The 19,865-nt window shown below is 62.8% G+C and carries 10 protein-coding genes; 7 read left to right on the top strand and 3 right to left on the bottom strand.

All coding sequences use genetic code 11. The features are described from left to right. Positions 1–69: 69 nt before the first annotated feature. Positions 70–642 (bottom strand): LuxR C-terminal-related transcriptional regulator, encoded by a 573-nt coding sequence (locus BFP92_RS29070; RefSeq protein ID WP_056859407.1) that lies wholly within the window; start codon positions 640–642, stop codon positions 70–72. Between the two features lie 130 nt (positions 643–772). Between BFP92_RS29070 and BFP92_RS29065 the strand changes: the two genes are divergently transcribed. From BFP92_RS29065 to BFP92_RS29040, 6 genes are all read left to right on the top strand, one after another. After that, entirely contained in the window at positions 773–1,951 is a 1,179-nt protein-coding gene (locus tag BFP92_RS29065; protein ID WP_065932124.1) for an acetyl-CoA acetyltransferase, read from the top strand. Between the two features lie 3 nt (positions 1,952–1,954). Next, the gene (locus BFP92_RS29060) at positions 1,955–3,490 is read left to right on the top strand and encodes a class I adenylate-forming enzyme family protein (RefSeq protein WP_065932123.1); all 1,536 of its coding nucleotides are present in this window, start codon (positions 1,955–1,957) and stop codon (positions 3,488–3,490) included. Between the two features lie 38 nt (positions 3,491–3,528). Next, positions 3,529–4,851 (top strand): MFS transporter, encoded by a 1,323-nt coding sequence (locus tag BFP92_RS29055; RefSeq protein ID WP_065932122.1) that lies wholly within the window; start codon positions 3,529–3,531, stop codon positions 4,849–4,851. 111 nt (positions 4,852–4,962) lie between these two features. Continuing rightward, on the top strand, positions 4,963–5,550 hold the full coding sequence (locus BFP92_RS29050; RefSeq protein WP_065932121.1) for a histidine phosphatase family protein: 588 nt from the start codon (positions 4,963–4,965) through the stop codon (positions 5,548–5,550). 12 nt (positions 5,551–5,562) lie between these two features. Then, positions 5,563–6,318 (top strand): precorrin-6A synthase (deacetylating), encoded by a 756-nt coding sequence (cobF, locus tag BFP92_RS29045; RefSeq protein ID WP_065932120.1) that lies wholly within the window; start codon positions 5,563–5,565, stop codon positions 6,316–6,318. An 11-nt stretch (positions 6,319–6,329) separates the two neighbouring features. Beyond that, complete coding sequence (locus BFP92_RS29040) at positions 6,330–7,049, top strand: alpha/beta hydrolase (protein ID WP_065932119.1); 720 nt, start codon at positions 6,330–6,332, stop codon at positions 7,047–7,049. 169 nt (positions 7,050–7,218) lie between these two features. Here BFP92_RS29040 and BFP92_RS29035 read toward each other — a convergent pair whose 3' ends face one another. Both BFP92_RS29035 and BFP92_RS29030 read right to left on the bottom strand, forming a co-directional pair. Continuing rightward, complete coding sequence (locus tag BFP92_RS29035) at positions 7,219–7,776, bottom strand: DcrB/PsbP domain-containing protein (protein ID WP_056859400.1); 558 nt, start codon at positions 7,774–7,776, stop codon at positions 7,219–7,221. A gap of 72 nt (positions 7,777–7,848) precedes the next feature. Further along, on the bottom strand, positions 7,849–9,657 hold the full coding sequence (locus BFP92_RS29030; RefSeq protein ID WP_065932118.1) for a monovalent cation:proton antiporter-2 (CPA2) family protein: 1,809 nt from the start codon (positions 9,655–9,657) through the stop codon (positions 7,849–7,851). Between the two features lie 386 nt (positions 9,658–10,043). Here BFP92_RS29030 and BFP92_RS29025 point away from each other — a divergent pair, with 386 nt between their 5' ends. Continuing rightward, on the top strand, positions 10,044–19,796 hold the full coding sequence (locus tag BFP92_RS29025; protein WP_083221818.1) for an autotransporter-associated beta strand repeat-containing protein: 9,753 nt from the start codon (positions 10,044–10,046) through the stop codon (positions 19,794–19,796). Positions 19,797–19,865: the final 69 nt, after the last annotated feature.

The raw sequence follows: 19,865 nt of genomic DNA, 5'->3' as shown, positions 1-19,865 counted from the left end.
TGGCGCACTTGACGCAGGAAAGTCACAGGGCATGACCGCTGGGTTTTTCAGCGCGCACCCTCTTTATTATCACGCCACCTTAATAATCTTCGACACCAACTCCACCACCGTCTTGGCCTGCAACTTTCTCATCAAGCGCGCGCGGTGCACCTCCACCGTGCGGTGGGAGATCGCCAGGCGCAAGGCGATTTCCTTGGACTTGAGGCCATTGACGATGTGCATGGCGATTTCCCGCTCCCGTGGCGTGAGATCGCCGGTGCCCTGGTGCGTGCGGTCCAGGCGCTCGAAGTGCCAGATCATCAGTTTGAATGGGTCTTTGGGCGTGAGGGTGTAACCGTGGGACTTGGCCCAGAACACTTCGCCGTTGTGGTGCTGCATGAAACGCTCGTCGGAGTAGAAACCGTTTTCGCTTTCCAGCAGCCATTCATGGCTGCGCTTGCCAATGGCGTGGTAGTCCGCCTGGGAAGGGTAGATCAGCAGCGTCAGTTGGTTGACCAATGCGTCACGCGAATAGCCGAACAACTGCAGGAAGGCTTCATTACAGTCGACCATTACGCGGTTGCGGGTGACCAGTTGCGGCGCGGGGGAGAGTTGGAACGCCAGGCGTTCTATATCATGGAACTGCTGTGCAAACGCGTTCATTGGGCATCCTGCCTCGTCGCTTTTCTCAACTGGGGCTACTTAGCCATGTAAGTAGTTGCACGAATTGGCGCGCGGCCAACGGTGGGTCATTGTAGGTAAATGTCCGCACCAAAAATAGAAGAAATTGATTATGCCAGCTGATTGCGTCTCCATTGTTGCTGCCGGTCATTCACGTTTCGGTCGCCTTGAAGGCACCCGCCTGGAGGATCTGATCGTACAGGTCACCCGCGAAGCCCTGAAGGACGCGGCAATTGACGCGAGCGAGATCGACGCGTTATTCCTTGGCCACTTCAATTCGGGGTTGGTGCCCGATGGGTTCCCGGCCTCGCTGCTGCTGCAGGCCGACCCTGGGCTGCGCTTCAAACCGGCGACCCGCTGTGAAAACGCCTGCGCGTCCGGGTCGGCGGCGATCCTGGCCGGAGTTCAGGCGATCCTGTCCGGCAGCGCCGAGCTGGTACTGGTGGTGGGCGCCGAAAAGATGACCCACACCACCACCGCCGAGGTGACCCAGGCCCTGGCCGGTGCCGGCTATCAGAACGACCCGGCCGAAGCAGGCTTGAGTTTCCCGCAGTTGTTCGGCCGTGCGGCGCGTCAGTATGCCGAGCGCTACCACTGCCCGTTGGGCTCGATGGCGGCCATCGCCACCAAGAACCATTCCAACGCCATGGCCAACCCGCTGGCGCAGATGCACCGGGTGATGGATTTCGAACACTGCAACAACGTGTCCCAGAGCAACCCGTTTGTGGCCGATTCGCTGCGCCTGACCGATTGCTCGCTGATCAGCGACGGCGCCGCCGCGATCATCCTGGCTTCGCCGAAACGTGCGCGCGCGTTTCGGCGTGATGTGCAGATTCGCACACTGACCCAGGTCAACGATTGCCTGCCGATTGCCCAGCGCGACATCCTCGCTTTTGAAGGCCCGCAACGCGCGATCCATACGGCGTTGCGCGGGGCGAACATCACCCTGGCCGACCTGAGTTTTGCCGAGGTACATGATTGCTTCACCATCGCCGAGCTGCTGATCTACGAAGCCATGGGCCTGGCGCCCAAAGGCGAGGGGCACCGTGTGCTTGACAGCGGCGTGGTGCGCGCGGGCGGGCGGTTGCCGGTGAACCTGTCCGGCGGGCTCAAGGCCAAGGGGCATCCGGTGGGCGCCACCGGCGTGTCGATGCATGCCCTGGCGTTTCGCCAATTGACCGGCGAGCCGATCGGCCTGGCAGTGCCTAACCCCGAGTTCGGTTTGGTGTTCAACATGGGCGGGATGGCCGTGGCCAACTATGCCTCGGTGCTGCACGCGCGTCGGAGCTGAGCCATGAACATTGCCAACTGGCTGCACGACACCCAGCGCCGCGACCCGCAACGCCCGGCGTTGTTTGAAGGCACGCGGCACGTCGCCGACTACGCAACCTTCGCCGCCCATGTCCGCCAACGCGCCGCGCAACTGGTCGATCAATATGGCCTGGTGCCGGGCGATGCGGTGGCGCTGTTGATGAAAAACAGCTGCGACTACCTGGAAGTGCTCTACGCCGTCTGGTGGCTGGGCGGCGTGGTGGTGCCGATCAACGCCAAACTGCACCCGGCAGAAGCCGCGTGGATTGCCACCGATGCTGAGGCCCGCTTGATTTTTACCGACGGCGGCCGGGTCTTCGCGTCATCCCGCGACTTGCCTGCGCGCTGCAAGGAACTGGACGCTCACACGCTGCCGCCGACCCGTGGCTGGCCGACCCTGGAGCAGCCGGTGCCGCGCCAGGATCAGGACCTGGCCTGGCTGTTCTACACCTCCGGCACCACCGGGCGCTCCAAGGGCGTGATGCTGTCCCACGGCAACCTGGTCGCCATGTCGCTGTGTTACCCCACGGATGTCGACCCGGTGCGTGCCGACGACGCAGCCGTGTATGCCGCGCCGATGTCCCACGGGGCGGGGCTGTATAACTTTATCCACGTGCGCTGCGGTGCACGGCATGTGGTGCCGGCTTCCGGCGGTTTCGATGCCGGCGAACTGTTTGGCCTGGCTACGGAGCTGGGCAATGTATCGCTGTTTGCCGCGCCGACCATGGTCAAGCGCATGGTCGAACAGGCGCGGCGCCAGGGTTATGGCGGCGACGGCATCAAGACCATCGTCTACGGGGGCGGGCCGATGTACCTGGCCGACCTGTGCGAGGCGCTCGACACCTTCGGCCCGCGCTTGGTGCAGATCTACGGCCAGGGTGAAAGCCCGATGACCATCAGCGTATTGCCCCGCACCCTGATCGCGGACCGCCAGCGCCCAGGCTGGTCAACCCTGGCGGCCTCCGTTGGCCATGCGCAAGCCTGTGTGGAAATCCGTATTCTGGATGCCCGGCATCAGCCGCTGCCGACCGGCGAGCGCGGTGAGATTGCCGTGCGCGGCGCCACGGTGATGCAAGGTTATTGGCGCAACCCGCAGGCCTCCGCGCAAACCCTGGTCGATGGCTGGCTGCTCACCGGCGACATCGGCTTTCTCGACCCGGCCGGCTACCTGACCCTCACCGATCGTTCCAAAGACGTGATCATCAGCGGCGGCAGCAATGTGTACCCGCGTGAAGTCGAGGAAGTGCTGGTGCAGCATCCCGAGGTGTCCGAGGTGTGTGTGGTGGGCGAGCCGGACGCGCAATGGGGCGAGTCAGTGGTGGCCTTTGTGGTCACACGCAGCGGGCAGGCATTGGATGAGGCCGAACTCACCGCGTGGTTTCTGGAGCGCATGGCGTCATTCAAGAAACCCAAAAAGTATGTGTTCAGAGCCGATTTGCCGAAGAACAGCTACGGCAAAACCCTCAAGACCGACTTGCGGCAGTGGTTGAAAGCAGCGAGTATCGCCGCGCTTTCCTAGCTTTTCATGGACAGAACAACCGACAAGGAGTCCCTTCGATGGGCAATACAGCGCAAGACACGCAGCGCAAGCGCCGCCGTGCATTTCTCGGTGCCACCTCGGGCCACCTGATCGAGTGGTATGACTATGGCGTCTACGGCTTTCTCGCCGTGTACATCGGCCAGGCGTTTTTCGTCTCCGATGACCCCACCACCAGCCTGCTCGCCAGTTTCGCGGCGTTCGCCCTGAGCTTCTTTATCCGGCCGCTGGGCGGGCTGTTCTTCGGCCCGCTGGCGGACAAGATCGGCCGACGCAAAACCCTGATCATGGCGCTGGTGATGATGACCGGCTCCACCGTAATGCTGGGCCTGTTGCCCACTTACGCGACCCTGGGCATCGCCGCGCCGATCCTGCTGATTCTGGTGCGCTGCGTGCAGGGCTTTTCGGCGGGCGGCGAAATCGGCACCGTCACCAGTTTTATCTCCGAATACGCCGGCCCCGGCCGCCGTGGTTTTGCCACGTGCTGGTTGATGGTCACCGCCGTGCTCGGCCTGCTGCTGGGTGGCGCCGTGGCGAACGGCATGACCTGGATTCTGGGCGCCGACACGATGCAGGAATGGGCCTGGCGCGTGCCGTTCCTGATCGCGGCGCCGCTGGGGTTTATCTCCATGTATATCCGCCTCAAGCTCGAAGACAGCCCGGAGTTTCTGGCCCTGCAACGCGCCGGGCAAACCTCCCGCGCGCCGCTGCGCGAGGTCTGGCAGTGGAAACGCGCCATCGCCCTGGTGTTCTTCATCATCACCTTGCACAGCTCGATCTTTTACCTGGTACTGACCTTCGCCTCGACCTACATGGCCAAGATCCTCAAGTTCGACAGCGGCACCACCTTGCTCTATGTGTTTGTCGCCAGCTTCTCGGCGGCCTTCGTGATGCCGTTTGGTGGCGCCTTCACCGACAAATACGGGCGCAAGCCGTTTCTGATGGTGATCGGCACTTTGGCCACGCTGGCGATGTTCTGGCTGTTCAAGTCGGCCCCCACCGCCACGCCCGCGTCGTTCTTCGCGCCGTTGATGGCCGTGGCGATCCTGTTCGGGCTGTACGCCTCATCCACCTACGCGCTGATGAGTGAACTGCTGCCGACGCGCATCCGCTCCACCGGGATTGCCGTGGCCTATAACGTGCCGGTCGCGGTGTTTGGTGGCAGCGCGCCGTTGATCTCCACCTGGCTGATCAAAGTGACGGGCGACATCACTTCACCGTGGTACTTCTACGTGGCCACCGGTGTGGTGTCGCTGATTGCCCTGGTGGTGTTGCGCAAAGAGGACTTTGTTGCCAGCGCTGGCCCGGTGGTCGCGCCGCCTGCGGCTGCGGCACTGGCCTGATCGCTCAGGGGCGTTGGGGTTTGACCGACGTCCTGTTTCGTGTGTGTTGTAATATATTGAGACAACCCCGCCAGTCTCCGCTGACTGCGCCACGAAACAGAGTGAATTGTGATGCAGGCCACCCGCTTGACCTTGATTTGCCATGCCGTCACGCCGCTGCAAAAGTACGGGCGTTTTCCCGATGACGAGTCTGTGGCGATGGATTGGCAAGGTGCGGCGCTATCCCTGGCCGGGCGTTTCAAGAAAACCCTGCGGTTAGTCAGCGCGCCCGAGGCCAGAACCCGTCAGACCGCGGGCCTGTTCGGTGCCGAGGCGCAGATCGAAAATGCTTTGCGTGACGCTGATTTCGGCGCCTGGAAAGGCCAGGCCATTGATCAGTTGGCCCCCGACGCGTTGGCGGCCTGGATGACCGACAGCACCGCCGCACCCCATGGCGGTGAATCGGTAGAGCAGCTCTGCACGCGGGTTGGGCACTGGCTCAAATCCCTCGAAAGCCACCCCGGCCATGTCGTGGCCGTCACGCACCCCTTTGTGATCCGCGCCGCCCTGCTGTACGTCATGCAGTTTCCCCTCTCGAAGTTCTACTTGATCGACGTCGAGCCGCTGTCCGCCACCGAGCTGCGTTTCAACTCGGTGTGGCGCCTGCGCCTGGAAACTCACGCCGAGTGCCATGAACGTGGCAAAATCCACGCCCCGTAATGAGAGCACCCCATGAAACGCATCCTGATCATCGGCATTGGCGCCGGCAACCCTGACTACATCACGATGCAGGCCGTAAAGGCGCTGAACCGCACCGACGTGTTTTTCCTGATGGACAAGGGCCAGAGCAAAGACAAGTTGATCGACCTGCGCCGCGAGATCTGCGAGACCTACATCACCGAGCCCGGTTACCGTTTCGTCGAGGCCGATTGCCCCGAGCGCGTGCGCGGTGATATCGACTACACCACCGCCGTGCAGGACCTGAACCGCGACAAACAGCACACGTTCGAGCGCATGATCAACGAGCACATGGCCGACGGTGAAGTGGGCGCTTTCCTGGCCTGGGGCGACCCGGCGCTGTACGACAGCACCATCCGCATCCTGCAGGCGATTCTGGCCAGCGGCCGTTGTGCGTTCGAGTTCGAAGTAATCCCCGGCATCACCAGTGTGCAGGCCCTGGCGGCCCAGCATAAGGTGGCGCTCAACCGCATCGGCCGCTCCATCGAGATCACCACCGGGCGCCGGCTGGCGGCGGGGCAGGCGAGTGATGCCGATACCTTGGTGGTGATGCTCGATGCCGAGGACTCCTACCGCACTGTGGCCGATCAGGATATGGATATTTATTGGGGCGCCTACCTGGGCACGCCGGATGAAATACTGATCAGCGGCAAAGTCAGCGAAGTGGCCGACGAAATCCAACGGGTGCGCAAGGCCGCGCGCCTGGAAAATGGCTGGATCATGGACACGTATCTGTTGCGCAAACCCTGAGGTTGATGCCCATGTTCAAACAGTTCGCCCTGGCGCTGGCGTTGGTCGCCGGTGCCGCCCACGCCGATGATGCCTTGCACACCGACTTGCCCTTGGCGTACCTGGAGCAGACGCAGAGTGATGCGCGCAACCAGCCGCTGGTGATCTTTCTGCACGGGTTTGGCAGTAACGAGCAAGACTTGTTTGGCATCAAGGACGCGTTGCCGTCCACCTGGACCTATGTGTCGGCCCGCGCGCCGATGCCGGTGGACCCCAGCGGTTATCGCTGGTTTGCCAGGAAATCCGGTGAAGGCGACTACGACGGCGAGACTGCGGATTTGCAACGCAGCGCCAAGCTGATTGAGGATTTTGTCAGCAAGGCCACGGCCAAGTACCACACCCACAGTGATCGGGTGTTCCTGGTGGGGTTCAGCCAGGGCGCGATCATGGCCTATGAAGTGGGCTTGCGACAGCCTGCCAGGGTACGCGGGATTGCGGCGTTGAGTGGCAGCGTGTTGCCGGTGCTCAAGGCTGAGCTCAAGCCTGATGAGTCATTGAATAGGCTGGCGATTTTTATCGGCCATGGCACCTTGGATCAGGCGCTGCCGTATGCGTCGGCCACCCGCGCCAATGAGGTGTTGCTGGGGCTGGGGTTAAAGCCTGAGTTTCATGGGTATGTGGGCATGCCGCATACCGTGAGCGAGGCTGAAATACAGGACCTCAAGGCTTGGCTGGAAAATAGTTTGAAGTAAATGAAGATCAAAATGTGGGAGCGGGCTTGCTCGCTCCCACATTAGATATGATCGTTCCCACGCTCTGCGTGGGAATGCAGCCCTGGACGCTCCGCGTCTGCTTTTGAAGGTCATGACGCGAAGCGTCACAGGAGGCATTCCCACGCAGAGCGTGGGAACGATCGTTGTACTACTTGCCGCCGGTAATCTGCTTCACCAACTCGGCATGCCCTTTCACATCATCGGCCCGCGAAATCGCCTGGATCACCAGCAGATGGTTGCCCGAACCGCCGAGGAACGTGGAGTTCAACGTCTTGCCACCGCCCTGGGTCGCCGTGCTGTCCACCTGGCGCAGGCCCAGGCCTTTAAACGTCAGCTTCTTCTCGTTTTGCTTTTTGAAGTCGGGCAGGGCAGCGCTCTGATCCTTGACGAAGTCCGCCACGGCGCCATCAAGGAACTGCGGGTCATTGTCCTTTATACTTGCCCCGTCGTTACGCACGGTTTCGGCGACGATCACTACACTTTTCGTGGTCGCGTTGGCGTACAGCGTGCCTTGAGTGTCGGCGGTGCCATCCTCGACCTTGCCGGTTGGCAGCGTGTCAGCGACGAACGCCTTGGGCAAGTTGAAGGTGAATTTGCCGCCCAAGGTCGAGATGGTCTGGGTGGCAGGGGACTTGCTGGCGGCGAACACGCTACCGGCGGTAAGCGCAAGGGCCAGCAGGACGGCGGTCTTGGTGAAAGTGGCCATGAAGCGCTCCAAGGATGAACGAAATTGCGGCGTATTCTGTCAGAAATTTCGCAATGTCGTTCATCCGTAAGCTCACACCTTGTCGGACTCCTCCTCAAGCCGGTCCATCTCAAACAGGCGCGCCAGTTCCGTGCGGGCTTCCTGGGCCGATTGCAGTACTTTGGCCGCGTCGTCATACACCGCGTGCTGAGCGGCGAGTAGTTGATGGTCGTGGTTTTTGAATCGATCGATGCGCGCGTCGGCCTGGGCCTGGCTCAAGCCCAGGCCGACCAGGGTGCGCCGGCTCATTTCCAGGCTGGAGTAGAAGGTCTCGCGTACCGGCGAGGCGTCCAGGTCGACCAGGCGATGAACGTGCTGGCGGTTGCGCGCGCGGGCGATGATTTTCATGTGTGGGTAGAGGCTGCGCACCAGGGCGGCGGTCTTGATGTTGATCTCCGGGTCATCCATGGCGATCACGAAAAACTCGGCCTGGTCGACCTTGGCCGCATGCAGGATTTCCGGGCGCTGCGGGTCGCCGTAGAACACCGGCATGCCACCGAAACTGCGGGTCAGCTCGATGGTTTCCACCGAGGTGTCGAGAGCAATAAACGAAATGTTCTGCGCGCGCAGAATCCGCGCGACGATCTGGCCCATACGGCCCATACCGGCGATCACCACGCGGGGCGCGTCACTTTCGATGGTGCGGTATTCCTCCGGCACTTCCACCGACTTGGCCTTGGGCTTGAACAGCTTGGGGCACACCAACAACAGCAGCGGCGTCACGGCCATGGACAGGGTGATGGTCAGCACCAGCACATCGTAAAGGTGCGGCTCGAACAGGCCCTGGTCGCGGCCGATCTTGAACACCACAAAGGCGAACTCACCGCCTGCGGCCAGTACCACACCGAGGCGCAAAGCGCTTTCGCGGTTGAGGTCACCCACCCACCGGCCCACGGCGTACAGCAGCGGCAGTTTCAGGCCAATCAGCAGCAGGGTCAGGCCGATCACCATCAGCGGCGTGCTGAGCAGCAGGCTGAGGTTGGCGCCCATGCCCACGCTGATAAAAAACAGGCCCAGCAGTAGGCCCTTGAACGGCTCGATCTGGGATTCCAGTTCGTGGCGGTACTCCGAATCGGCCAGCAACAGCCCGGCGAGGAACGCACCGAGGGCCATGGACACGCCCACCAATTCCATCAACCAGGCGGTGCCGATCACCACCAGCAGCGCGGTGGCGGTGGACACTTCGCGCAGGCCGGTCTTGGCGACGATACGAAACACCGGGCGCAACAGGTAACGCCCGCCGATGATCACCACGGCGATGCTGCCCAGAATCTGCAGCACATGTTGCACGCCCTGGGCTTCGGTCGTCGGGTGATCACTGCCGGCCAGCAGCGGCACCATGGCGATCAGCGGGATCGCCGCGATGTCCTGGAACAGCAGGATGGCAAAGGCCAGGCGCCCGTGGGGCTGGTTGAGCTCCTTGCGTTCGGCCAGGCTTTGCAGGCCAAACGCCGTGGAAGACAGCGCCAGGCCCAGGCCCAGCACGATTGCACTGTTCCAGGGTTGGCCGAACAGCCACAACGCCACCACGCCCATCACCACGCCGGTGAGCACCACCTGGGCCAGGCCGACGCCGAACACCGCCTTGCGCATCACCCATAAACGTTTGGGCGACAGCTCCAGGCCAATGATAAACAGCAGCAACACCACGCCCAATTCAGAAAACTGCGCCACGCTTTGCGGGTTGCCTATCAGGCCCAGCACCGACGGGCCGATGATCACGCCGGCAAACAAATAGCCCAGCACGGCGCCCAGTTGCAGGCGCTTGGCCAAAGGCACGGTCAACACAGCGGCGAGCAGGAACACCACGGCTGCTTGTAACAGGTTGCCTTCATGGGGCATTGAGATCTCCCAGACCTTTTAAGCGAATCTACAGGGCGCTATTAGAGCGTTTTTTACATTTAGAAACTTGTATTTATGTCGCAACCGTCAATGGATGCTGGCTGTAATCCTGTTCTTACGGGGCGCTTACGAAAGTATTAATACCATTTAATTCAATGACTTTTCTGTAGGTCTACTACCGTTTCGACAAATTGGATCAGTTGTCGCCACGGTCAGGTATTTCGAATTCGATGCGTGTGGGCCAATAACGTTGAGCTTCTACGCACTCATGGATGAAAGGCTTGAACCACAAGGAGTTGAGCGTGGATAGAAGACTTGCTACTGCTGTTGCACCTCGTATTTCTGCGCTTTCTCTTGCGATTCGCCTCGGCGTAGCGGGGCTGGTGATGGGGCTTGCAAGCCCCGCAGCGATGGCGGCCTGCTCGCCCGCAAGCCCCACGACAGGTGCCACGGTGACGTGCACGGGGGTGCCGTCGTTACCGCTGTTACTGAACACCTTTTCGAGTGCGGTGAATAACCTGACGGTCAACGTCAACCCGGGCGCGCAGCTCAATGCGACGTTGGGCGGCATTGCGTTGAACCTGACCGGTAACAACACCACACTGAACAACTCCGGCACCATCGACCCGGCGGTGCTCGGGCTTGTATCCGTGCTCAGCGGTGGTGTGGTGGTGGGCAATACCGCGGCCAGTGCGGTGAATATCACCAACACGGCCACCGGGATAATCCGCGGTACCGGCGCATTGCTGGGGCTCAACCTGACTTCATTGGCGGGCGCGGCGCTGAACGTCACCAATGGCGTCGGTGGCACCACCACCCTCACCAACGCCGGCGCCCTCGGCTCCAACCCCTTGCTGGGGCTTTCGTTGTTTGCCTCTGACACGCCAGTGGTCGCCGTGCAAGGTGGCGGCCAGGTCAATATGACCAACAGTGGCACGCTCACCGGCCGGGTTGCCTTCGAGGCGTCCACTTTGGGTAACACCTTCGTCAACAGCGGGATCATTTCCGGCGGCGTGTCGATGGGGGCAAGCAGCGCCAACACCTTTACGGCGGTGACCGGGTCGAGCGTGTCCTCGGGCGGCGGTATCGGCCTGAGCCTCGGCGGCCTGGTGGGCGTGAACCTGACGTTTGCCCCCACCGGCCAGGTGGATGGCGGCGCAAACGGCAGTAACACCTTGATCCTGAAAAACCCCGGCGGCGTGGGTAGCAGCGGCACCGGTACGGCGTCCAGCGCCACTTATATCAACTTCAACAACCTGACCATCAATGGTGGCACCTGGACGCTGCTGGGGCCATTGGTCAGTGGCAGCACCACGCTCAATGGCGGCATTTCGCAGTTCGATAACAGTGCGACGTTCGGTACTGGGGCAATCACCGCCAATGGCGGGATTATCGAAGCAACGGCCAATAACCTGACGCTGGCTAACTTGCTCACGCTGGGCACCGGCGGGTTGACCGTCCAGGGCGCCAATACCGGGCTGACCCTGGGCGGCGTGCTCTCGGGCACCGGCGGTTTGACCAAGGCGGGCACCGGTCAACTGATCCTCAATACCGCCAATACCTACACCGGCGCCACCAGCCTGGGCGCCGGCACTTTGGTGCTGGGTAATAACAATGCCCTGGGCAGCGGCAACCTGAATGTGACGGGCACTGCCAACCTGAACACCAGCGGCGCCTCATTACTGAACAACAACGTCGTCTTGACCGGCGATCTCAGCCTGGTCAACGCCAACCCGCTGACCCTGAGCGGTGTAATGTCCGGCGTTGGTGGCTTGACCAAAACCGGCGCGGGCCTGCTGACCCTGGCCGGTAACAACACCCGCACCGGCATTACGTCGCTCGATGCCGGCGGCTTGTTGCTCAGTTCCAACACCGCCCTGGGGACGGGCGCGCTGAATACGGCGGCGGGGACGTCGTTGGATGCAACCACCGCAGTCAACCTCGCCAACGCGGTCAACCTGGCCGGCAACCTGGGCATCGGCGGCACCGCCGACCTGACGCTGGCAGGTACCATCAATGGCGCCGGCAGCCTGACTAAAAACGGCGCCGCCAATCTGCTGCTCAACGGCCCCAACAACTTCCTGGGCGGCACCACGCTCAATGCAGGCACCCTGACGTTGGGCTCCAATGCGGCCCTGGGCCTGGGTAACTTGACCGTTGGCGGCGCGTCGACGCTCGACAGCAACGGGGCATTCAGCCTGGGCAACAACGTTGTGCTCAACGCCGGGTTGACCCTAGGCGGTACCAATAACCTGACCCTGGCGGGTGTGCTCAGTGGGGCAGGGCCACTGACCAAAAATGGCCTGGCCAACCTGACCCTCAACGGCAACAACACCTTCAGCGGCGGCACCACCCTCAATGCCGGGACCTTGACCCTGGGCAACGCCAATGGCCTGGGCAACGGTGCCTTGACCGTCGGCGGCGCGGCGACCCTGGACAACAGCGCGTCCTTTGGTATCGGCAATGCGATTGCGCTGAACGCCGACCTCACAGTCGCGGGCAACAACGACCTGAGCCTGAACGGCGTGGTCAGCGGCGCCGGCAACCTGATCAAAAATGGCTTGTCCGACCTGACCCTGGCCGGCAATAACACCTTCACCGGCGCCGTGGACGTGCTCTCCGGTAGCCTGACGCTGGTCAATGCCAATGCCTTGGGCAGCACTGCCGGGGTGAACGTGAGTGCGGGCGCCGGGGTCAACCTGGCCACCGACGTCAGCCTGGCCGGCTTGAGCGGCAGCGGCGGCGTGCAACTGAGCGGCGCCAACACTTTGACCGTCGGTGGGGTCAACACCACCAGCACCTTTGATGGTGATGTGAGTGGTACTGGCGGGCTGATCAAGGTCGGCACCGGCACTCTCAACCTTACCGGCATCAATGGCGTCACTGGCAACACGGCGATCAATGCAGGCACCTTGAACCTCAGTGGTTCCCTGGCCAGTGCCCAGGTCAACGTCAACAACGGCGGTACGCTGAGCGGTACCGGCTCGCTGCTGGGCGCGTTGAATGTCAACAACGGCGGCCATCTGGCGTTGAGCAGCGGCAATACGTTGTCAGCTGGCGCGCTGGTATTGACCTCAGGGGCTAATCTGGATGCCGCACTGGGTGCACCATCCACTGCATCCTTGCTCAATGTGGGTGGCAACCTGACCCTCGCCGGTAACCTGAACGTGACGGACGCGGGTGGTTTCGGCGTGGGGGTTTACCGTCTGATCAACTACACCGGCGCCCTGACCAACCTGGGCCTGAACGTCGCCAGCGTGCCGTCGGGTTTTGGCCTGGGTGACCTGCTGGTGCAAACCTCCGTGGGCAACCAAGTCAACGTGTTGGTATCGGCACCGAACAGCAACATTCGTTTCTGGGATGGCAGCCAAACCACGCCCAACGGCATCGTTGAGGGCGGCACCGGCATCTGGGACAGCGGGGGCAACAACTGGACAAACGTCAGCGGCACGCTCAATCAACCATGGGCTCCAGGCTTCGCGGTATTCCAGGGCGCCGCGGGTACGGTTACGGTGCAAGGCCCGCAACAGTTCACCGGCATGCAGTTTGCCACCGATGGCTACAACCTGGTCAGCGGCGCAGGCGGGAAGCTGACAGCCGTCAACGGTACTTCAGGCGATACCGCGATCCGGGTTGACCCAGGTGCCACGGCGAGCATTGGCGTGAACATCGACGGGCTCGGCACCCTCAACAAACTCGACAGTGGCACCCTGGTGCTCAGTGGCGCCAACACCTACAGCGGTGGCACTACGCTCAATGGCGGCACCTTGGTGGTCGGCAGCAACACCGCGTTGGGTTCGGGGCCGTTGACCACTGCGGCCGGTACAACAGTGGACAGTAACACTGCGGTAACGATGACCAACCCCATTACCTTGAACGGCAACACCACCGTGGCGGGCAGCAACGCGCTGACCCTCGGCGGTGTGATCAGCGGTAGCGGTGGCCTGATCAAAAATGGCGCGGGCGACCTGAACTTTTGGGGCAGCAACACCTACACCGGCGGCACAACGCTCAATCAGGGCACCTTGAACCTGGGTGGGAGCACATCCCTGGGCACCGGTACCCTGAACGTAACCGGAGTGGGCGCTGTGTCGAGCGGCGCGCCGACCGCTCTGTACAACGCAGTCAACATCAACCCCAATGCGGTTCTGTCGATCAGCCCGTCGGGCCCCATGTACTTCATGGGTGTGCTGTCAGGCAGCGGCAAACTGGTAGTGAACAGTGGTTGGGGCCTGACACTGACCAAAGTCAATACCTTCTCCGGTCTGTTTGATGTACAGCAAGGCAGCCTGGAAACCTCGCTGGACGGGGCTCTGGGTGTCGACGCTACAGTCAACCTGAACACCACGACATTGAAACTGCAACTGGGCGCCTCGGCCGTCCTTGGTGCGCTCACTGGCGACGGCACGGCTTGGGTCGAAGGCGGTACCTTGAGTGTCGGCAGCAATAACCTCGACGGTGCCTTCAATGGCCGTCTCTTCGGAAGCGGCACCTTCACCAAAATCGGCAGCGGTGTCATGACCCTCGGCGGCACCAGCTCGATGACCGGCACTACCCTGGTCAACGCCGGCAGCCTGCTGGTCAACGGTTCGCTGGCCAGTGCGACCGTGGGAGTCGCCAACGGTGCCACCCTTGGTGGTACCGGCACCGTTCAGGGCAATGTCAGTATTGCCGACGGCGGCCATCTGGCGGTGGGGTCGGGCAGCACCCTTAATCTGGGCTCCCTGGTATTGGGCGCGGCGGCCAATGTTGATGCGGCACTGGGCGCGCCGTCCACTACACCTATGCTGAATGTAGGCGGTAACCTGACTCTGGACGGCAACCTGAACGTGAGGGATGCCGGTGGTTTCGGCGTGGGTGTCTACCGCCTGATCAATTACACCGGAGCCCTGACGGACCTGGGTTTGAATGTGACTAATGCGCCGGTCGGTTATGGCCTGGGTGACTTGATGGTACAGACCTCCGTTGGCAATCAGGTCAACGTGCTGGTTTCGGCGCCGAACGCCACCGTTCGCTTCTGGGACGGCAGCCTGACCGCTCCAAACGGTATTGTGGACGGCGGCACCGGTACCTGGAATGCCGGCGGCACCAACTGGACCAGCGTGGACGGCCTGGCCAACAACGCCTGGAGCCCGCTGAGCTTCGCAGTTTTCCAAGGTGCGGCAGGTACCGTCACCGTAGACGGTGCCCAGTCGATTACCGGCCTGCAGTTCGCCACCGATGGCTACAACGTCGTCGGCGGCGCAGCCGGTGCGTTGACCTTGGTCAACGGCGCCACTAGCAACACGTCTGTGCGTGTTGACCCCAACGTTACCGCCACCCTGGGCGTCACCCTCAACGGCGGCGGCACCCTGGCCAAGCTGGACGCCGGTACCCTGGTACTCAATGGCGCCAACACCTACACCGGCGGCACCGCGCTCAATGGCGGTACGTTGGTGGTCGGCAATAACAGCGCGTTGGGCAGCGGTGTATTGACCACCGCCAATGGCACCACATTGGACAGCAATGCCGCTGTCAGCCTGGCCAATGCCGTGAGCCTGGCGGGCAACCTGGACATTCTCGGCAGCGCCGACCTGACCCTCAATGGGCTGGTCAGCGGCGCCGGTGGCCTGACTAAAAACGGGGCGGGCAACCTGACCCTCAACGGCGCCAATACCTACAGCGGCGGCACCACGCTTGCGGCCGGTACGCTGATGGTCGGCAATGCCACAGGCTTGGGTTCGGGCGCCTTGACCGTCACTGGCGCAAGCACGTTGGATAACAGCGTGCCGCTGGTACTGGCCAACGCCATCAACCTGAATGCCGACCTCAATGTGGCGGGTAACAACAACTTGACCCTGGCCGGCGTGCTGGCGGGCAATGCGGCACTGATCAAAAATGGCGCGGCAGACCTGCTGCTCAGCGGCAATAACACCTTCTCCGGCCCTCTCAATGTACTTGGCGGCAGTGTGACCACCGCAGGTAACGCGGCCTTGGGCAACACCTCCGGCGTCAATGTCGGCGGCGGTGCCAGTCTCATTCTGGGCGGCAACGCCAGCCTCACTACCTTGGCCGGTACCGGCGCGATTCAGGTGGCGGGCGGCAGCACGCTGGCGGTGGGTGGCAGTAATCTCGACAACACCTTCGCAGGCACGCTCAGCGGTGCCGGTAACCTGGATAAAAACGGCAGCGGTGTGCTCAACCTGAGCGGCACCAATGGCATCAGCGGCGCGGCCAACGTGAATGGCGGCACCTTGAATGTCAGCGGCTCACTGGCCAGCGGCACGGTAGCGGTCAATACCGGCGCGACGCTGACCGGCCCCGGCTCGCTGGCGGGCGCGGTAACAGTGGCCGATGGCGGGCATATCGGCCTGACCTCCGGCAGTACACTGTCGGTGGGCTCGCTGGTGCTGGGCAGTAATGCCAACCTGGACGTCGGCCTCGGTGTGCCGGTGATGGGCGGTGGCAGCGGGCTGCTGAATGTCGGCGGCGATCTGACCTTGGGCGGTAACCTCAATGTCACTGATATCGGCGGCTTTGGCAGCGGCGTCTACAACATCATCAACTATGGTGGCGCACTCACCAATAACGGCCTGGCCCTCGGCACCTTGCCGGGCAGTGTGATTCCGGGCGATGTGCAAGTGCAGACGGCCATCAGCAACAAGGTCAACCTGCTGGTCACCGCGCCCAACACCACCGTGCAGTTCTGGGACGGCGCCAACCTGATCGGCAACGGCGCCATCGACGGCGGCAACGGCACCTGGGGCGCTGGCACCACCAACTGGACCAACCTTGATGGCACCCTCAACCAGAACTGGAACAACAGCTTCGCAGTGTTCCAGGGCCCGGCGGGTAACGTGAGCGTGGAGGGCACGCAAAACCTCACCGGCCTGCAGTTCGTCACCGATGGCTACAACCTGGCCTCCGGTGCGGCGGGCGTGCTCAACCTGGTGAATGGCGGCACCGGCAACACGGCGATCCGTGTCGACCCGAACGCCACCGCAACCTTGGGCGTCACCCTCGGCGGCGCCGGCACCCTGGCCAAACTCGACACGGGCACCTTGGTGCTTAACGGCACCAACACCTACACCGGCGGCACCGCGCTCAATGGCGGTACGCTGGTGGTCGGCAATAACAGCGCACTGGGCAGCGCAGCGCTGACGGCGGCCGACGGCACCACCCTGGACAGCAACGCGGCCGTCACACTCGGCAACGCTGCGGTACTTAATGGCTCACTGGCCATCGGCGGCAGCAATGCGCTGACGCTTAACGGTAGTCTCAGCGGCAATGGCAGCCTGCTGAAAAAAGGCGCGGCAACCCTGACCCTCAAAGGCGCCAACACCTACAGCGGCGGCACCACCCTTAATGGCGGCACCACCACCGGCGACACCAACAGCTTGCAAGGCGCGATTGCCAACAACGCGGCCCTGACCTTCGAGCAGGGTACCGATGGCACCTACACCGGTAACCTCACCGGCGCAGGCGTGCTGAATAAAACCGGCAGCGGCGCGTTGCTGTTGAGCGGCGACAACACCTTCACCGGCAACACCAACGTCAACGCCGGCAGCTTGCTGGTCAACGGCAGCTTGAACAGCGCAGCGGTGCAGGTGGCCAGCGGCGCGACCCTTGGCGGCAGCGGTAGCCTGGGCGGTGCTGTGACAATGGCTGATGGCTCGACCCTCAAGGCCGGCGCGGCGACGCCACTGTCGGTGGGTTCGCTGGCGTTATCGTCGGGTACCGCCCTGGACTTCACCCTCGGCGCGCCTGGCGCATCCACCACCGCGGTGAATGTGGCGGGCAATCTTACCCTCGACGGCACCCTTAACGTCACCGATGCCGGTGGCTTTGGCCTTGGCGTTTATCAACTGTTCCGCTACGGCGGCGCCTTGACCGACAACGGCCTGACCCTTGGCTCGCTGCCGGTCGGCCTTGGCAACCTGAGCCTGCAAGCGTCGCTGGCCAACCAACTGAACCTGCTGGTGCAGACCACGCCGGGGCAAATCCAGTTCTGGAACGGCGGCACCACCAACCCGGATGGCACCATCACCGGCGGTAGCGGCACCTGGGGCCCAGGCACCAACTGGACCGATCCAACCGGCACCCAGGGCCAGGTGTCGAACAACCAGTTTGCCGTGTTCGGCGGGCAGGGCGGTACTGTCACGGTGGTCGGCAATCAGGGCTTCACTGGCCTGCAATTCCTTGACCCCGGCTACACGTTGACGGCAGGTGCGGGTGGGACCTTGTCGCCAACCGGTACCGCAGTGGTGCGTGTCAATTCGGGCGTCACTACCGAAGTGGCCGCGCCAATCGTGGGTGCCGGGGCGATCAACAAACTTGACGCCGGCACCTTGCTGTTGACCGGCGCCAACACCTACACCGGCGGCACCACCGTCAGTGGCGGTACGCTGGCCGGTAACGCGCTGAGCTTGCAAGGCCGCATCTTCAACAACGCGCGGCTGCTGTTTGTCCAACGCACTAGCGGCACCTTTAATGGCGTGTTGAGCGGAACCGGCAACATTACCAAACAAGGCGCAGGGGCGTTGTTGCTCACGGGCAACCAGCCGTTCAGCGGCACCGTGGCCGTGGACGAAGGCGTGCTGCAAGTCGGCAACGCGGCCAACCCAGGCGCGGTGTTCGGTGGGCAGGTGAGCGTCGCCCACGGTGCAGGCTTGACCGGCAACGGCAGCGTCGGTGCGTTGGTCAACAACGGCAGCGTCACACCGGATAACGGCAAGCTGACGGTGGCTGGTAACTTCACTAATGGCAACACCGGCGCGTTGAACCTGCTCATCACCCCATCGTCGACCGGCTCCCTGGCCGTCGGCGGTACGGCGAACCTGGGCGGCACGTTGAATGTGGTCAACCTGGCGCCGTACGCCGGCCCGGCCACCTACACGCTGCTCACGGCGGGTGCAGTGAACGGCACCTTCGGCACCACCAACCTGGAGAACCTGGCATTCCTCAATACCGCGTTGAACTACAGCCCTACTCAGGTGGCGCTGGCGGTTAGCCGCAACAACGTCAGCTACGCCAGCGTGGCGGCGACCGGTAACCAACGTGGCGTGGCCGCCGCGTTAGACAGCGGTGCTGCGGTGGGTGGCGCAACGGTGCAGAACGCGCTGCTCAACGCCGATGCCGGGGGGGCGCGTGCCGCCTTCGACAGCTTGTCCGGGGAGATTCATGCCAGCACCGCCAGCGCCATGCTCGAAGATTCGCGTCACGTGCGTGACGCGGTCAACGAGCGCCTGCGTCAGCCCGGCTGCTACCGCGAAGACGACCCACGCAACAGCCTCGCGCCAAGCGAAAACCGCCTGAGCAGCGCCGGTTGCCACGGCGAAATGGTCGGCTGGATGCGTGTGTTGGGCACCTGGGGCCACATGGGCGGCGACAGCAACACCGCCAAGCTGGAGCGCAACCTCGGCGGCTTCCTGCTCGGCACCGACAAACAAGTGGATGACGCCTGGCGCGTCGGTGTGGCCGCCGGCTACACCCGCAGCGACCTGGACGCCAAGCGCCGCAGCTCCAGCGCCGACGTCGACAGCTACCACTTGATGGCCTACACCGCGTACCAGCAGGAAGCCTTCGCCGCTCGCCTGGGCGTGGCATACAGCTGGCACGACATCGAAAGCAAACGCGATGTGGCCGTAGGCGGCGTGGGGCAACGCCTCAAAGCCGACTACAAGGCGCGCAGCGCACAAGTGTTCGGTGAAGTGGGTTACACCATTGAAACCGGCAAAGTGGTGGTAGAACCGTTCGCCGGCCTGGCTTACGTCAACTACGACAGCGACACCCTCAAGGAAAAAGGTGGCTCGGCGGCCCTGCGCGGCGATGCCGATCAGGATGTGACCTTCTCGACCCTGGGCGTGCGCATCGGCCAGACCATTACCCTGGGCAACGGCTCGAAAATCACCCCACGGGGGAGCATCGGCTGGCGTCATGCCTTTGGCGACACTCAGCCGGATGCCGACCTGAGCTTTGTCAACGGTGGAGCATCGTTCAGCACCCAAGGTGTGCCGATCGCCAAGGACAGCGCGGTGGTGGAAGCAGGCCTGGACTACCAGATCAGTCAGAACGGCAAGTTGGGCCTGGGCTATTCCGGCCAACTGTCGCGCAACGATAAGGACCATGCGATGACGATCAGCTTCTCCCTCGGTTTCTGATCAAAGCCGAGTACTTTTAACCGCCCGAAAGGGCGGTTTTTTTTTGGGGAAAAATTTCTTAACCCTATT

Source organism: Pseudomonas sp. 58 R 3, from assembly GCF_900006605.1.
GTDB lineage: Bacteria > Pseudomonadota > Gammaproteobacteria > Pseudomonadales > Pseudomonadaceae > Aquipseudomonas > Aquipseudomonas salomonii.
This window is presented reverse-complemented; position numbering and strand designations above follow the sequence as displayed.

What these genes read in the sequence shown, in the direction of transcription:
- BFP92_RS29050 (WP_065932121.1), top strand. Translation starts at nt 4,963, where the DNA reads ATGCAGGCCACCCGCTTGACCTTGATTTGCCATGCCGTCACGCCGCTG.
- BFP92_RS29070 (WP_056859407.1), bottom strand. Translation starts at nt 642, where the DNA reads ATGAACGCGTTTGCACAGCAGTTCCATGATATAGAACGCCTGGCGTTC.
- BFP92_RS29055 (WP_065932122.1), top strand. Translation starts at nt 3,529, where the DNA reads ATGGGCAATACAGCGCAAGACACGCAGCGCAAGCGCCGCCGTGCATTT.
- BFP92_RS29030 (WP_065932118.1), bottom strand. Translation starts at nt 9,657, where the DNA reads ATGCCCCATGAAGGCAACCTGTTACAAGCAGCCGTGGTGTTCCTGCTC.
- BFP92_RS29025 (WP_083221818.1), top strand. Translation starts at nt 10,044, where the DNA reads ATGGGGCTTGCAAGCCCCGCAGCGATGGCGGCCTGCTCGCCCGCAAGC.
- BFP92_RS29035 (WP_056859400.1), bottom strand. Translation starts at nt 7,776, where the DNA reads ATGGCCACTTTCACCAAGACCGCCGTCCTGCTGGCCCTTGCGCTTACC.
- BFP92_RS29040 (WP_065932119.1), top strand. Translation starts at nt 6,330, where the DNA reads ATGTTCAAACAGTTCGCCCTGGCGCTGGCGTTGGTCGCCGGTGCCGCC.
- cobF (WP_065932120.1), top strand. Translation starts at nt 5,563, where the DNA reads ATGAAACGCATCCTGATCATCGGCATTGGCGCCGGCAACCCTGACTAC.
- BFP92_RS29060 (WP_065932123.1), top strand. Translation starts at nt 1,955, where the DNA reads ATGAACATTGCCAACTGGCTGCACGACACCCAGCGCCGCGACCCGCAA.
- BFP92_RS29065 (WP_065932124.1), top strand. Translation starts at nt 773, where the DNA reads ATGCCAGCTGATTGCGTCTCCATTGTTGCTGCCGGTCATTCACGTTTC.